This is a genomic window from Streptomyces sp. NPDC037401 (assembly GCF_055602345.1).
The window spans coordinates 63,031-77,284 of sequence record NZ_JBVJWO010000014.1; the positions used below are offsets into that span (position 1 = coordinate 63,031).

13 protein-coding genes are annotated in these 14,254 nt (G+C 69.6%); 9 read left to right on the top strand and 4 right to left on the bottom strand.

The annotated features are described in order from the left end of the window. Positions 1-163 precede the first annotated feature (163 nt). Positions 164-1,552: a hypothetical protein gene (locus ACZ7H1_RS16935; RefSeq protein ID WP_470787408.1), complete on the bottom strand. Its 1,389-nt coding sequence runs from the start codon at positions 1,550-1,552 to the stop codon at positions 164-166. A gap of 82 nt (positions 1,553-1,634) precedes the next feature. Then, positions 1,635-1,850, bottom strand: a complete 216-nt coding sequence (locus ACZ7H1_RS16940) for a hypothetical protein (RefSeq protein ID WP_470787409.1) — start codon at positions 1,848-1,850, stop codon at positions 1,635-1,637. A 132-nt stretch (positions 1,851-1,982) separates the two neighbouring features. Here ACZ7H1_RS16940 and ACZ7H1_RS16945 point away from each other — a divergent pair, with 132 nt between their 5' ends. Next, complete coding sequence (locus ACZ7H1_RS16945) at positions 1,983-2,960, top strand: carbohydrate kinase family protein (protein ID WP_470787410.1); 978 nt, start codon at positions 1,983-1,985, stop codon at positions 2,958-2,960. Between the two features lie 76 nt (positions 2,961-3,036). Here ACZ7H1_RS16945 and ACZ7H1_RS16950 read toward each other — a convergent pair whose 3' ends face one another. Further along, a complete protein-coding gene (locus ACZ7H1_RS16950) occupies positions 3,037-4,425 on the bottom strand; it encodes an aminotransferase class V-fold PLP-dependent enzyme (RefSeq protein WP_470787411.1) in 1,389 nt (462 codons plus the stop codon). 306 nt (positions 4,426-4,731) lie between these two features. Between ACZ7H1_RS16950 and ctaC the strand changes: the two genes are divergently transcribed. From ctaC to ACZ7H1_RS16970, 4 genes are all read left to right on the top strand, one after another. Further along, positions 4,732-5,766, top strand: coding sequence for an aa3-type cytochrome oxidase subunit II (ctaC, locus tag ACZ7H1_RS16955; protein ID WP_470787412.1), 1,035 nt, complete (start codon positions 4,732-4,734; stop codon positions 5,764-5,766). Further along, positions 5,763-7,499 (top strand): aa3-type cytochrome oxidase subunit I, encoded by a 1,737-nt coding sequence (ctaD, locus tag ACZ7H1_RS16960; protein ID WP_470787413.1) that lies wholly within the window; start codon positions 5,763-5,765, stop codon positions 7,497-7,499. Before ctaC ends, ctaD begins: the two co-directional genes overlap by 4 nt. Then, positions 7,496-7,894 (top strand): cytochrome c oxidase subunit 4, encoded by a 399-nt coding sequence (locus tag ACZ7H1_RS16965; protein ID WP_470787414.1) that lies wholly within the window; start codon positions 7,496-7,498, stop codon positions 7,892-7,894. Before ctaD ends, ACZ7H1_RS16965 begins: the two co-directional genes overlap by 4 nt. 136 nt (positions 7,895-8,030) lie before the next feature. After that, positions 8,031-9,275, top strand: a complete 1,245-nt coding sequence (locus tag ACZ7H1_RS16970) for a L,D-transpeptidase (protein WP_470787415.1) — start codon at positions 8,031-8,033, stop codon at positions 9,273-9,275. A gap of 85 nt (positions 9,276-9,360) precedes the next feature. Here ACZ7H1_RS16970 and ACZ7H1_RS16975 read toward each other — a convergent pair whose 3' ends face one another. Next, positions 9,361-9,762, bottom strand: a complete 402-nt coding sequence (locus ACZ7H1_RS16975; RefSeq protein WP_470787416.1) for a hypothetical protein — start codon at positions 9,760-9,762, stop codon at positions 9,361-9,363. Positions 9,763-9,948: 186 nt separating this feature from the next. Between ACZ7H1_RS16975 and ctaE the strand changes: the two genes are divergently transcribed. The 4 genes from ctaE (at position 9,949) to qcrB (ending at position 14,136) form a co-directional block, all read left to right on the top strand. Then, positions 9,949-10,569 carry an aa3-type cytochrome oxidase subunit III gene (ctaE, locus tag ACZ7H1_RS16980; protein WP_470787417.1) on the top strand — a complete coding sequence of 207 codons (621 nt, stop codon included), beginning with the start codon at positions 9,949-9,951 and terminating at the stop codon, positions 10,567-10,569. Positions 10,570-10,646: 77 nt separating this feature from the next. Continuing rightward, on the top strand, positions 10,647-11,456 hold the full coding sequence (gene qcrC, locus ACZ7H1_RS16985; RefSeq protein ID WP_470787418.1) for a cytochrome bc1 complex diheme cytochrome c subunit: 810 nt from the start codon (positions 10,647-10,649) through the stop codon (positions 11,454-11,456). Then, a complete protein-coding gene (gene qcrA / locus ACZ7H1_RS16990) occupies positions 11,453-12,511 on the top strand; it encodes a cytochrome bc1 complex Rieske iron-sulfur subunit (RefSeq protein ID WP_470787419.1) in 1,059 nt (352 codons plus the stop codon). Before qcrC ends, qcrA begins: the two co-directional genes overlap by 4 nt. Next, positions 12,508-14,136: a cytochrome bc1 complex cytochrome b subunit gene (gene qcrB, locus ACZ7H1_RS16995; protein WP_470787421.1), complete on the top strand. Its 1,629-nt coding sequence runs from the start codon at positions 12,508-12,510 to the stop codon at positions 14,134-14,136. Before qcrA ends, qcrB begins: the two co-directional genes overlap by 4 nt. The last annotated feature ends 118 nt before the right edge of the window (positions 14,137-14,254 follow it).

Genomic DNA, 14,254 nt, shown 5'->3' on the forward strand with positions numbered 1-14,254 from the left:
AACACGAAAAACCCGAAACACGGGGGTCTCTTCCGTGTGCGGAGATGTGTAAATGAAAAACAGGGGCGGGGGGGGTGGGGGGGGCCGCCCCCCCGGGGGGGGGGGGGCCCCCCCCCCCCCCCGCCCCCCCCCCTCTCCGCGTACCCCGCCGGGCCCCGCCGGGCTACTGCCTCGGCAGCGCCTTGCCCGTCGTCCCGTCGACCACCTTGCGCGTCCCCAGCGGCTCGTCCAGGGCCGCCGTCAGCGACATCTCCTGGGCGAGCAGGATGCACGCCTTGCCGGGGTCCCGCGGGGTGTCCGTGACCCGCACCGTGACCGTCGCCGCGTGCTCCCGCACCTCCAGGGCGTACGTGCTGCACACCCCGCCCCAGAAGTGCACGGTCAGCTTCCGGCCGCTCTCCTGGTACGAGAACCCGGGCACGGTCTGCACCACCGGCGGGATCCCCCGGTCCGCCGCGGCCGGCTGGGCCACGACATGCCCGGGGCCGCCGTCCCGCCCCGCCACCGAGAACAGCCAGGCGGGCACCAGCCGCCGCTCGCCCCCGGCGTCCGGGACGAGCCCCAGCACCGCGCCGGTCACCGACTCCGTCCGTACGGGCTCCACGGGGCCGCCGCCGTCGGGCGGGCAGGGCACCGCGTCGGGAGCGGAACCGGTCCGCACGGCGCCGCCGCCGTCCGGCACCGGGGTCGCGCAGCCGCCGATCCCCGGCCGCTTCGGGCCCGCGTTCAGCCGGGCCAGCGCCTGCGTCGCCGTCGTCACGTCCTGCTCCGCCGCGCGGTCCGGCACCGTCAGCTCGCCGGAGGCGGACACCACCTGGCCGTCGGCGCCGACGTGCACCTTGGTGGACCAGCCGTGGGTGGGCAGCCCGCCGACCACGGGATCCGCGGTCACCACCCGCACCGAACCCTGAAGCAGGCTCGCGTCGAGCTTCGCACCGGCCAGACCCGCCGCCTCGAGCACCGGCGCCGCGGCCGCCTTCGCAGCCGCCTCTCCCAGCGGCGTACCGCCGGGGCCCTCGGGGGGCGCCACCGGACCGCAGGTGTCCTTGCCGCGCACGCAGTTGTCGCTGCCCCCGGCCTGGAAGCCGGTGTACGACCAGGTCCCCGGCGCCTGCCGGTTCACCTGGAGACGGGGCTCGGAGGGGTCGCGGACCGAGCCGGCCCGCCAGACCTCGCCGGACAGCCGCGGCTCGCCGCCGATGCCCAGCGCTGCCGCCAGCCGGGCCACCCGGGCCTCGGTCACCTGGCTCCTGAGCTGGTACACGGCCGCCGAGCCGGGCCCGTCCGGCAGTTTCACCGCAGCCCGGTAGACCACCCCGCCCCCGGACGGGTCGGGCTCCCCGGGCGCGATGCCCGGCGGGGGAGTGGGCCCGGGAGTGGGCGGCCCCGAAACGGCCGGGGCGGCCTGGGCGGACCCGCGGTCGCCCTGGCCCCCGTAGGCCGTGCTCGCCCAGTACGCCGTACCGCCGCCCGCGAGCAGCACGGCGGCCGCGATCGAGGCGACGGCCGCGGAGGGCCGCCGTCCCATCCGAGAGGTGCGTTCACCGGTCACCGCATCGCTCCTTCGCCGTCCGTGATGCCTTTGGGACGGACTGGGACGGTATCCGGTTCCCGGAGCGCAGCGAGGGAGGCCGTCAGTACCCGTACTGCGCCGTGGCGGCGATCAGCCGGGCCGAGGACGGCGGGACGCTGATCCCGTGGATCTGGGAGGGGGCCACCCGGGCGGGGGCCGGCCCGGACGGGACCGCCCAGTGCGGGGCCATCCGTGCGCAGTCGCCCAGCAGCTGCGTGAGACCGGAATCGTCCGCCGCGCCGGCGGTGGACCTGGCGGAGTCGGGGTATGTCCTCATGCGGGCACCGTACGCATGTCGATCTATGCGAAGAAAGCCCTACTACGGGGTAGTTTCGCACCGTCCACGAACACGGGTCCGACCGGGTAGCTTTGACTGTCCCCTTCCGCCCCTCGCAGGAGCATCCACGCCGTGCGTATCGCTGTCACCGGCTCCATCGCCACCGACCACCTCATGACCTTCCCCGGCCGCTTCGCCGACCAGCTGGTCGCGGACCAGCTGCACACGGTCTCCCTCTCCTTCCTCGTCGACAACCTCGACGTGCGGCGGGGCGGGGTCGGCCCGAACATCTGCTTCGGGATGGGCCAGCTCGGTGCCCGCCCGATCCTGGTGGGCGCCGCGGGTTACGACTTCGACGAGTACCGCGCCTGGCTCGACCGGCACGGTGTCGACACCCAGTCCGTCCGCATCTCCGAGGTCCTGCACACGGCCCGCTTCGTGTGCACCACGGACGCCGACCACAACCAGATCGGCTCCTTCTACACGGGCGCGATGAGCGAGGCCCGCCTGATCGAACTGAAGTCGGTGGCGGACCGCGTCGGCGGCCTCGACCTCGTCCTGATCGGCGCGGACGACCCGGAGGGCATGCTCCGCCACACGGAGGAGTGCCGGACCCGGGGCATTCCGTTCGCGGCGGACTTCTCGCAGCAGATCGCCCGCATGGACGGCGACAACATCCGCATCCTCATGGAGGGCGCGACCTACCTCTTCTCGAACGAGTACGAGAAGGGCCTCATCGAGTCGAAGTCCGGCTGGACCGACGAGGAGATCCTCGCCCGCGTCGGCACCCGGGTCACGACCCTCGGCGCCAACGGCGTCCGCATCGAGCGCACCGGCCACGAGCCGATCCTCGTGGGCTGCCCGGAGGAGAACGCGAAGGTCGACCCGACCGGCGTCGGCGACGCCTTCCGCGCGGGCTTCCTCACCGGCCTCGGCTGGGGCGTCGGCCTGGAGCGCGCCGCGCAGGTCGGCTGCATGCTGGCCACGCTGGTGATCGAGACCCTGGGCACCCAGGAGTACACCCTCGCGCGCGCCCACTTCATCGAGCGCTTCACCAAGGCCTACGGCGACGAGGCCGCCGCCGAGGTCCAGGCCCACCTCCCGGCCTGACGCGCCCCCGCACCACGACGGCCCCGCCCTACCGGGCGGGGCCGTCCGCGTCTGACGCCCGGCCCGGGTCCGGGCGTCAGACGCGCCGGCGGACCAGATAGGCCGTGCCCCGGGGGCGGGGCTCCTCGCCCAGGTACTCCTGCTCGCGCATCGCGCACCACGCCGGGATGTCCAGGCGGGCCACCTCGTCGTCGGACAGGACGGTGACGGTGCCGCCCACCGGCACGTGGCCGATCACCTTCGCCAGCTCGATCACCGGCTGCGGGCACCGTAGCCCCAGCGCGTCCACGACCAGGGAGTCGGCGACCGGCGGCGCGTCCGCATCCGCCCCCGCCGCCGGGAGGCCGAGCTTCTCCCGGACCCCCGCCACCGCGCCCGGCAGCACCTCCAGGAAGGCGTTCACGTCCGCCGCCGTCGTCCCCGCCGGCAGGGAGACGCGGACGTTCCCCTCCGACAGCACCCCCATCGCGCTCAGCACGTGGCTCGGCGTCAGAGTGGAGCTCGTGCACGACGAGCCGGACGACACCGAGAAGCCGGCCCGGTCCAGCTCGTGCAGCAGCGTCTCGCCGTCGACGTAGAGGCAGGAGAACGTGACCAGGTGCGGCAGCCGCCGCTCCGCGTCGCCCACCACCTCCACGTCCGGCACCAGCCGGGCCACCCGCCGCCGGATCCGGTCCACCAGCACCCGCAACCGGGCCGCCTCCGCCTCTGCCTCCGCGCGCACCGCCCGCAGCGAAGCCGCCGCGGCCACGATCGCCGGGATGTTCTCGAAGCCGGCCGCGCGCCCCGACTCCCTTTCGTCGGACGGCCCTTGGGGCGCGAACCGGACACCCTTGCGGACCACCAGCAGCCCGACGCCCGCTGGCCCGCCCCACTTGTGCGCACTGCCCGTCAGCAGCGACCAGTCACCGGGCACGGGCCCCCACGCCAGCGACTGCGCCGCGTCGACGAGCAGCGGTACGCCCGCCTCCCGGCACGCCGCGGCCACCTCCGCCACCGGCTGCACCGTGCCCACCTCGTGGTTGGCCGACTGGAGGCAGGCCAGCGCCGTGTCCGGCCGCAGCACCTGCGCGTACCCGGCCTCCGACACCGCGCCCGTACGGTCCACCGGCACCTCGGTGACCGTCCCGCCGCGCGCCTCGTGCGACGCCGCCGCATGGAGCACGGAGGAGTGCTCGACCGCCGATACGACCAGATGCCCGCCGACGCGCCGACGCCCGGCGAGGGCTCCCTCGACACCCGCGTGAACCGCGCGCGTCCCCGAAGGAGTGAACACGAGCTCGTCCGGGCGACAGCCCACGGCCTCCGCAGCGGCCTCCCGCGCCGCGTCCAGCAGCAGCCTCGCCCGCCGTCCCTCCCGGTACAGCCGGGCCGGGTCGGCCCAGCCCTCGTCGAGCGAGGCCAGCAGGGCCTGGCGGGCCACCGGATGCAGCGGCGCCGAGGAAGCGGAGTCGAAGTACGGCATGCGGGAACGCTATCCCCCGGTCCCGCCCCCGTCCGCGGCGCCTCAGGTCAGGGGCCGTCAGATGGCTCCCGGATCCCGCCGGTCGGGGGTACGCCGGCACCCCCGGGGGCGTCCCCCGGAAGGCGGAGCCACCCCTTCGGGGGCTGTCGCGGCGCGTTGGGCACCCTCCCCGCGCGACCCCAAATAGCGTCCAGTAGGGTTTGGTCCGCATAAACATCCAAACCCCTGCCCGTGTCAGGGCCGGCGACCGACCCGCGAGACGGCCGCAGCCGGCCGCGCGGGCCGAGACTCTCGGGAAGGCGCTACGTGAGTCCCTACGGCTCCGACCGCTCGCCGCGGCGCCCGATGCGGCGGAAGCTGCTGCAGGCGCTGACTGCGGGCGTGGTCCTGGCGACCGCCACTGGTTGCTCGTATACCTGGAAAGACTTCCCCCGCCTCGGAATGCCCACTCCGGTCACCGAGGAGGCGCCGCGCATCCTCTCCCTGTGGCAGGGCTCCTGGGCGGCTGCACTCGTCACGGGCATCCTGGTCTGGGGCCTGATCCTGTGGAGCGTCATCTTCCACCGGCGCAGCCGCACCAAGGTGGAGGTACCTCCGCAGACCCGGTACAACATGCCCATCGAGGCGCTGTACACCGTGGTCCCGCTCATCATCGTTTCGGTGCTGTTCTACTTCACCGCACGTGACGAGTCGAAGCTCCTCGCCCTCTCCGAGAAGCCGAAGCACACGATCAACGTGGTCGGCTTCCAGTGGAGCTGGGGCTTCAACTACATCGAAGACGTCGATGGGGACCCCGCCACCCCGGTGCTGCCTCCCAGGGCGGTGCCCGAGGGCGCGTCCGCGAAGGCGAAGGCCGAGGCCGAGAAGGCGCCGCGCGTTCCGAAGGAACTCGCCTCCATCCCGGACAAGTACGCCGAGGACTTCCCCGCGGGCGCCGAGGGCGTCTACACCAAGGGCGTCCCCGGTGACCGGAACCCGCAGAACGGCAACCCGGGTCCGACCCTCTGGCTCCCCAAGGGCGAGAAGGTCCGCTTCATCCTGTCGTCCAACGACGTCATCCACTCCTTCTGGGTGGTGCCCTTCCTGTTCAAGCAGGACGTCATCCCGGGCCACACCAATGTCTTCGAGGTGACCCCCACGCAGGAGGGCACCTTCATGGGCAAGTGCGCCGAGCTCTGCGGCGCCGACCACTCCCGGATGCTCTTCAACGTGAAGGTCGTCTCCCCGGAGCGCTACCAGGCGCACCTGAAGGAGCTGGCCGAGAAGGGGCAGACCGGTTACCTGCCGGCGGGTATCAAGCAGACCGACCCGGCCCGGAACTCGGAGACGAACAAACTGTGAGCATCCTCAACGAACCTCAGGGTGCCGCGGCAGCTGACGCCTCGTACGAGAACGAGCTGCCGGTGCGGCGCAAGCAGCCGGGCAACGTCGTCGTGAAGTGGCTGACCACCACGGACCACAAGACGATCGGCACGCTCTACCTGGTCACCTCGTTCGTGTTCTTCATCATCGGCGGCATCCTGGCGCTCTTCATGCGCGCCGAGCTTGCCCGTCCGGGTACGCAGATCATGTCGAACGAGCAGTTCAACCAGGCGTTCACGATGCACGGCACGATCATGCTGCTGATGTTCGCGACGCCGCTGTTCGCCGGATTCGCGAACTGGATCATGCCGCTGCAGATCGGCGCGCCCGACGTGGCGTTCCCGCGGCTGAACATGTTCGCGTACTGGCTGTACCTCTTCGGCTCGACCATCGCGGTCGCCGGATTCATCACCCCCAACGGCGCGGCCGACTTCGGCTGGTTCGCCTACTCCCCGCTGTCGGACGCCGTCCGCTCGCCGGGCATCGGCGCCGACATGTGGATCATGGGTCTGGCCTTCTCCGGCTTCGGCACCATCCTCGGCTCGGTCAACTTCATCACCACGATCATCTGCATGCGCGCGCCCGGCATGACGATGTTCCGCATGCCGATCTTCACCTGGAACGTGCTGCTGACCGGTGTCCTGGTCCTGCTCGCCTTCCCGGTGCTGGCGGCGGCGCTCTTCGCGCTGGAGTCCGACCGCAAGTTCGGCTCGCACATCTTCGACGCGGGCAACGGCGGCGCCTTGCTGTGGCAGCACCTCTTCTGGTTCTTCGGACACCCAGAGGTGTACATCATCGCCCTGCCGTTCTTCGGAATCATTTCCGAAGTGATCCCGGTCTTCTCGCGCAAGCCGATGTTCGGTTACATCGGCCTGATCGCCGCGACGATCGCGATCGCCGGCCTCTCCGTGACCGTGTGGGCGCACCACATGTACGTCACCGGCGGCGTGCTACTGCCGTTCTTCTCCTTCATGACCTTCCTGATCGCGGTACCGACCGGTGTGAAGTTCTTCAACTGGATCGGCACCATGTGGAAGGGCTCGCTGTCCTTCGAGACCCCGATGCTGTGGGCCGTCGGCTTCCTGATCACCTTCACCTTCGGTGGTCTGACCGGCGTCATCCTGGCCTCGCCCCCGATGGACTTCCACGTCTCCGACTCGTACTTCGTCGTCGCGCACTTCCACTACGTCATCTTCGGCACCGTGGTCTTCGCGATGTTCTCCGGCTTCCACTTCTGGTGGCCGAAGTTCACGGGCAAGATGCTGGACGAGCGTCTCGGCAAGATCACCTTCTGGACGCTGTTCATCGGCTTCCACGGCACCTTCCTCGTGCAGCACTGGCTGGGTGCCGAGGGCATGGCGCGCCGTTACGCGGACTACCTGGACGCCGACGGCTTCACCGCGCTGAACACGATCTCCACGATCAGCTCCTTCCTGCTCGGCCTGTCGATGCTTCCGTTCATGTACAACGTGTGGAAGACCGCCAAGTACGGCAAGAAGATCGAGGTCGACGACCCGTGGGGCTACGGCCGTTCGCTCGAGTGGGCGACGTCCTGCCCGCCGCCGCGGCACAACTTCCTCACGCTGCCGCGCATTCGCTCCGAGTCCCCGGCCTTCGACCTGCACCACCCGGAGATCGCCGCTCTCGACCACCTCGAGAACCACGGTGAGTCGGCCAAGGCCGTCACCGGTGACAAGGAGGCCGGCAAGTGAAGATCCAGGGCAAGATGTTCCTCTGGCTCTCCGCCTTCATCCTGATCATGGCCGTCGTGTACGGCGTGTGGTCGAAGGAGCCGGCGGGCACCACCGCGCTCTTCCTGGCCTTCGGCCTGAGCGTCATGATCGGCTACTACCTGGCCTTCACGGCCAAGCGCGTCGACGCCATGGCCCAGGACAACAAGGAAGCCGACGTCGCGGACGAGGCGGGCGAGCTGGGGTTCTTCTCCCCGCACAGCTGGCAGCCGCTGTCCCTGGCCGTCGGTGGCGCGTTCGCCTTCTGCGGCGTCATCTTCGGCTGGTGGCTGCTGTACTTCTCCGCTCCCCTGATCCTCGTCGGTCTGTGGGGCTGGGTGTACGAGTACTACCGCGGTGAGAACCAGAACCAGTAACCCGGTCGCACCGGGCGGCTCCGCCGCCCGGCCGTAACCCGCTTGGGGCCCGGACACCTCCACACGAGGTGTCCGGGCCCCTCGTTTGCAGTCACCCCGCGCGCCGGGCCGGTCATATCTTCATAGCGTGTGGTGCATGAGCCACTCACCGCGTCTTTGGACCGTTCTCAGCTGCTCTCTGCTGGTCGCGTCCCTCGGAGCCGGCGCCACGGCGTGCGGGTCCGGAGGCCACCCGCTGTCCGCCCGCCCGTACGACGCGGCCGACCAGGTCGCCTTCAACCAGAGCGCGGGCAGCCGCCCGGTCGACCCCGACCGGCCGCTGGAGGTGACCGCCAGGGGCAAGGACGGCCGCATCACCGACGTGACCGCCGTCGACACCCACGGGCGGCGCCTGGCGGGCGAGCTGTCCGCCGACGGCAGCCGCTGGCACAGCACCGTGCCGCTGGCGGCCGGCGTCCGCTACACCGTCACCGTCGGCACCGAGAACGTGGACGGCTCCCCGGGGCGGCGCACGCTCGCTTTCGACACCACCCCGGCCCGAAAGGTCCTCAAGGTCGAATTCGGCCCGGACACGGGCACCTACGGCGTCGGACAGCCCGTCACGGCCGAACTCAACGAGCCCGTCAAGGACAAGGCGGCCCGCGCCGTCGTCGAACGCGCCCTGACCGTCGAGTCCACCCCCCGCGTGGAGGGCGCCTGGCACTGGGTCGACGACAAGAAGCTGCACTACCGCCCGAAGGAGTACTGGCCCGCCCACTCCGCCGTCTCCGTCCAGAGCAACCTGGAGGGCATCAGGGTGGCGGACGGCCTCTACGGGGCCGCCGCGAAGCCCCTGAAGCTCGACATCGGGGACCGGGTGGAGGTCGTCACCGACGCCGCGTCACACCAGCTCACCTTCACGCGCAACGGAGAAGTGATCAACACCATCCCTGTGACCACGGGCAAGCCGGGATTCTCCACCCGAAACGGCTACAAGGTCGTGCTGGGCAAGCAGTACTACGTCCGGATGCGCGGCGACACCGTCGGCATCGGCGGCAGCGAGTACTACAACCTGCCCGTCTACTGGGCTACCCGGGTCACCTGGAGTGGTGAATACGTCCACGCCGCACCCTGGTCGATCGGCTCGCACGGATACGCGAACGTCAGCCACGGCTGCACCGGCATGAGCACGGGCAACGCCGCGTGGTTCTACGAGAACATCCGCGAGGGCGACGTCGTGCGGGTGATCAACAGCTACGGCGAGGACATGGACCCGTTCGGGAACGGCTTCGGCGACTGGAACGTGCCCTGGAAGAAGTGGCGCCAGGGCAGCGCCCTGCTCGCCGGCACCGAGGAGGGCCGGAGCTCCTCCGACGTCGCCAGGCTCCGCCCCCGGGTCTGAGCGGTGCGGGGAGCCCCCGGCTCCCCGGTCGGGTCCAGGCGGCCCAGGACCGGCTCCCGCCGGCCCGGGCCGCGGCGCGCCCGGGTCAGTGGTTCACGGACAGCCGGGCGCGCAGCAGCCCCGCGAGTGCGTCCGCGAACTCCACCGGGTCCACCGGAAGGGTGACCGCACGGTCCGCACGGCTCCACGTGGCCAGCCAGGCGTCCTGCGGGCGCCCGATCAGCAGCAGCACCGGCGGGCAGTTGAAGATCTCGTCCTTGATCTGCCGGCACACGCCCATGCCGCCCGCAGGCACGGCCTCCCCGTCCAGCACGCACACGTCGATGCCGCCCGCGTCGAGGGCGGTCAGCACCGCGGGCAGCGTGGCGCACTCCAGGAACTCCACCGGCGGCAGGTCCGGGGCCGGCCTGCGCCCGGCCGCCAGCCGTACCTGCTCCCGGGTGTTGGCGTCGTCGCTGTAGACCAGAACCCTCGCAGTCGCCCGCATCGTTCCTCCACGCGTCCCATGAATCACGGTGATGATGCGCGGGATGCTACTCCGTCCGACGCGTGGTCAACATCGGTTCGGACACGCTCGGGATCACCCGTCTGATGGGCCGTTCGGGCAGTGCACACCCCGCTGACACTCCGAACGGCACCCCCCGGGGTGAGGGCGGGATAAGCGACCGACATAATGTCGGTCGTGGCGACAGCAACGACAGTAGATACCGGGCACGCGCACCCGACGGTCAACAGGCCGAACCTCGTCAGCGTCGGAACCATCATCTGGTTGAGTTCCGAGCTGATGTTCTTCGCGGCCCTTTTCGCGATGTACTTCACCCTGCGATCGGTGACGGGTGCCGAGTTCTGGACTGAGAAGGCGGACCTTCTCAACCTCCCGTTCTCGGCGACGAACACCACGATCCTGGTGCTCTCCTCCCTCACCTGCCAGCTCGGCGTCTTCGCCGCCGAGCGCGGTGACGTGAAGAAGCTCCGCACCTGGTTCGTGATCACCTTCGTGATGGGTGCGATCTTCATTGGCGGCCAGGTGTTCGAGTACACCGAGCTGGTCAAGCACGAGGGCCTCTCGCTCTCGTCCGACCCGTACGGCTCGGTCTTCTACCTGACCACCGGATTCCACGGTCTGCACGTGACGGGCGGTCTCATCGCCTTCCTGCTGGTCCTGGGCCGGACGTACGCGGCCAAGAGGTTCACCCACGAACAGGCCACGTCGGCCATCGTCGTGTCCTACTACTGGCACTTCGTCGATGTCGTCTGGATCGGCCTCTTCGCCACGATCTACCTGATCAAGTAGCGATCACGCCGCCGGGCCCCGCCCGGCACACCATCCAGCAAGCACCGACGCAGAAGATCCTGACACCGGGGTAATCCGTGAAAAAGCTCTCCGCACGACGACGCCATCCGCTGGCGGCGGTCGTCGTTCTACTCCTCGCGCTGGCGGCCACTGGGGGGCTGTACGCCGCGTTCGCGCCTGCGGGCAAGGCGCAGGCCGATGAAACCGCCCAGTCCCTCGCCATCGAGGAGGGCCAGAAGCTCTACGCCGTGGGCTGCGCAAGCTGCCACGGTGCCGGGGGTCAGGGTTCCACTGACGGCCCGAGCCTGGTGGGCGTCGGCTCTGCCGCCGTCGACTTCCAGGTGAGCACGGGGCGTATGCCCGCCCAGCAGCCCGGCGCCCAGGTGCCGAAGAAGAAGAACATCTACACCCAGGCGCAGATCGACCAGCTCGCCGCGTACATCGCGTCCCTCGGCGCCGGTCCGATCACGCCGACCGAGAAGCAGTACGACCCGGCCGGCGCGGACGTCGCCCGCGGTGGCGTGCTGTTCCGCAACAACTGCGCCCAGTGCCACAACTTCACCGGTGAGGGCGGTGCGCTGACGCACGGCAAGTACGCCCCGAACCTCGAGGACGTGTCGCCGAAGCACATCTACGAGGCCATGCTCACCGGCCCGCAGAACATGCCTTCCTTCCCGGACACGACCATGCCGGAGAAGGAAAAGAAGGACATCATCGCGTACCTCCAGACCGTGAACGGCCCGGAGTCCGAGAGCCCCGGCGGCCTCAAGCTGGGCGGCCTCGGCCCCGTCAGCGAAGGCCTCTTCGGCTGGATCTTCGGTCTGGGAACGCTCATCGCTGTCGCCGTCTGGGTTGCGGCCCACACCGCTAAGGCCAAGAAGTCATGAGTAGCCAAGACATTCCCGAAGAGAAGCACCTGCCGAGCGAGCAGGGCGACGCGCACCACGGTGGCGTAGCGGTGGCGGACGACCCGTTCGCCGACCCGGGCCTGCCGGCCCACAGGCCGCGCATCCAGGACATCGACGAGCGGGCGGCAAAGCGCTCCGAGCGCACGGTCGCGCTCATGTTCACGGTGTCCATGCTGGCCACGGTCGGGTTCATCGCCTCGTACGTGACCATCCCGGTCGACAAGATCGTCTACATCTGGCCCTTCGGCCACGTGAGCGGTCTGAACTTCGCCCTCGGCGTGACCCTGGGCATCGCCCTCTTCTGCATCGGCGCGGGCGCGGTCCACTGGGCCCGCACCCTGATGTCCGACGTGGAGGTCGCCGACGAGCGCCACCCGATCGCCGCCCCGGCGGAGGTCAAGGCGAAGGTCCTCCAGGACTTCGCCGACGGCGCCCGCGAGTCCGACATCGGCCGCCGCAAGCTCATCCGCAACACGATGCTCGGCGCGCTGGCCATGGTGCCGCTCTCCGGTGTGGTCCTGCTGCGCGACCTGGGCCCGCTGCCCGAGGACAAGCTCCGCAAGACGATCTGGGCGAAGGGCAAGCTGCTCATCAACCAGAACACCATGGAGCCGCTGCGTCCCGAGGACGTCGCGGTCGGTTCGCTGACCTTCGTCCAGCCCGAGGGCCTGGAGGAGGACCAGCACGACTACATGCAGCAGATCGCCAAGGCTGCCGTGATGATCGTCCGTATCCAGCCGGAGAACATCAAGGACAAGCAGGAACTCGAGTGGTCCCACGACGGCATCGTGGCCTACTCGAAGATCTGCACCCACGTCGGCTGCCCGATCAGCCTGTACGAGCAGCAGACCCACCACGTGCTCTGCCCGTGCCACCAGTCCACTTTCGACCTCTCCGACGGCGCCCGCGTCATCTTCGGCCCGGCCGGTCACGCCCTTCCGCAGCTGCGGATCGGTGTGAATGACGAAGGCTTCCTCGAGGCGCTCGGCGACTTCGAAGAGCCCGTCGGTCCTGCCTTCTGGGAGCGCGGATGAGCACTGCCACTTCCAACGACCAGCGCAAAGCGCCGGCGGGCGAACGCGTAGCCGACTGGGCGGACGGCCGCCTGGGCATCTACAGCCTCGCCAAGTCGAACATGCGCAAGATCTTCCCGGACCACTGGTCCTTCATGCTGGGCGAGATCTGCCTCTACAGCTTCATCATCATCATCCTCACGGGTGTGTACCTGACGCTGTTCTTCCACCCGAGCATGAACGAGGTCGTGTACCACGGCTCGTACGTGCCGATGCAGGGCGTCCGGATGTCTGAGGCCTACGCCTCGACGCTGGACATCAGCTTCGACGTCCGCGGCGGTCTGCTCATCCGGCAGATCCACCACTGGGCGGCCCTGATCTTCGTCGCGGCCATGCTCGTGCACATGATGCGCGTGTTCTTCACGGGCGCGTTCCGCAAGCCGCGCGAGGTCAACTGGGTCTTCGGCTTCCTGCTGCTGGTCCTCGGCATGTTCACCGGTTTCACCGGTTACTCGCTGCCGGACGACCTGCTCTCGGGCACCGGTGTCCGCTTCATGGAGGGCGCGATCCTGTCCGTGCCGGTCGTCGGCACGTACATCTCGTTCTTCCTCTTCGGCGGGGAGTTCCCGGGCCACGACTTCGTGGCGCGGTTCTACTCGATCCACATCCTGCTGCTGCCCGGCATCATGATGGGCCTGCTGGTGGCCCACCTGATCCTGGTCTTCTACCACAAGCACACCCAGTTCGCGGGTCCCGGCAAGACGAACAACAACGTCGTCGGCATGCCGCTGCTGCCGGTCTACATGGCCAAGGCCGGAGGCTTCTTCTTCCTGGTCTTCGGTGTCATCGCGGTGGTCTCGGCGATCGCCTCGATCAACCCGATCTGGGCGCTCGGCCCGTACATCCCGGACCACGTGTCCACGGGCGCGCAGCCGGACTGGTACATGGGCTTCTCCGAAGGCCTCATCCGTGCCATGCCGGGCTGGGAGATCAACCTGTGGGGCCACACGCTCGTCCTGGGCGTGTTCATCCCGCTGGTGATCTTCCCGCTGGTCCTGGCCGCGATCGCGGTGTACCCGTTCATCGAGTCCTGGGTCACCGGCGACAAGCGCGAGCACCACATCCTGGACCGCCCGCGCAACGCCCCGACCCGTACCGCCTTCGGTGTGGCCTGGCTGACGTGGTACGTCATCCTGCTGATCGCCGGTGGAAACGACATGTTCGCGCAGTACTTCCACCTGTCGATCAACGCGATCACGTGGTTCGCGCGCATCGGGTTCTTCGTCGGCCCGGTCATCGCGTTCGTCATCACCAAGCGGATCTGCCTGGGTCTGCAGCGTCGTGACCGCGACAAGGTGCTGCACGGTCGCGAGACCGGCATCATCAAGCGCCTGCCGCACGGTGAGTTCGTCGAGGTCCACGAGCCGCTGTCGCAGGGCCAGCTGCACTCCCTCACCACGCACGAGCAGTACAAGCCGGACGAGATCGGCCCGACGGTCGACGAGAACGGCGTCGAGCGCAAGGTGAAGATGATGGAGAAGCTCCGCGTCAAGCTCAGCAAGGGCTACTACGGCGAGGACAGCCAGATTCCGAAGCCGACGGCGGAGGAGTACAAGGAGATCCAGAGCGGCCACGGCCACCACTGATCCCCACCCGGTTCCGGACCCGCCCGCGGGTCCGGCCGGAACTGATCGCCACAGCAGGAGCCCCGTCCACACGCTGGACGGGGCTCTTCGCTGCCCCCGGGGCTGGATAGGCTGAAGC